Origin of the sequence: Syntrophomonas wolfei subsp. methylbutyratica, assembly GCF_001570625.1 — a bacterium.
Classification (GTDB): Bacteria; Bacillota; Syntrophomonadia; order Syntrophomonadales; family Syntrophomonadaceae; genus Syntrophomonas; species Syntrophomonas methylbutyratica.
The window spans coordinates 1-720 of sequence record NZ_BBQT01000059.1; the positions used below are offsets into that span (position 1 = coordinate 1).

Genomic DNA, 720 nt, shown 5'->3' on the forward strand with positions numbered 1-720 from the left:
GATCGGAAGAGCACACGTCTGAACTCCAGTCACATTCAGAAATCTCGTATGCCGTCTTCTGCTTGAAAAAAAAAAAAAAAAAAAATAAAAAACGGTGGGCGCCGTGTCAGTAAAAAAAAAAAAAAAAAAAAAACAAAAAAAAAGATAAATAATAACAAAGCGTACAGGTGCGGGGCGAAACGACAAGTACCGCAAAGCGTGGGTAAATATGAAAACATCAACCAGCAAAATCGTGAACGACGAAGAGCGCAATAAGAAGCAAAACCCCGAAGGATCGGCGCACTGGAGGATCAACCAGCCGGCGTCCCGGAAAACGATTCCGAAGCCCAACCTTTCATAGAAGGCGGCGGTGGAATCGAAATCTCGTGATGGCAGGTTGGGCGTCGCTTGGTCGGTCATTTCGAACCCCAGAGTCCCGCTCAGAAGAACTCGTCAAGAAGGCGATAGAAGGCGATGCGCTGCGAATCGGGAGCGGCGATACCGTAAAGCACGAGGAAGCGGTCAGCCCATTCGCCGCCAAGCTCTTCAGCAATATCACGGGTAGCCAACGCTATGTCCTGATACCGGTCCGCCACACCCAGCCGGCCACAGTCGATGAATCCAGAAAACTGGACATTTTCCACCATGATATACGACAAGACGTACTCGCCATGAGGCACGACGAGATCATCTACAGCGAGCATGCCCCACTTGCCCACTGGTGACCGCTCGCACCAATTA

1 protein-coding gene is annotated in these 720 nt (G+C 50.1%); it reads right to left on the reverse strand.

Translation table 11 applies throughout. From position 1 onward, the window contains the following. Positions 1–419 precede the first annotated feature (419 nt). Positions 420–720, reverse strand: a 301-nt coding sequence (locus AWB54_RS14995) for a phosphotransferase (protein WP_153014771.1), incomplete at its 5' end; no start/stop codon positions are given.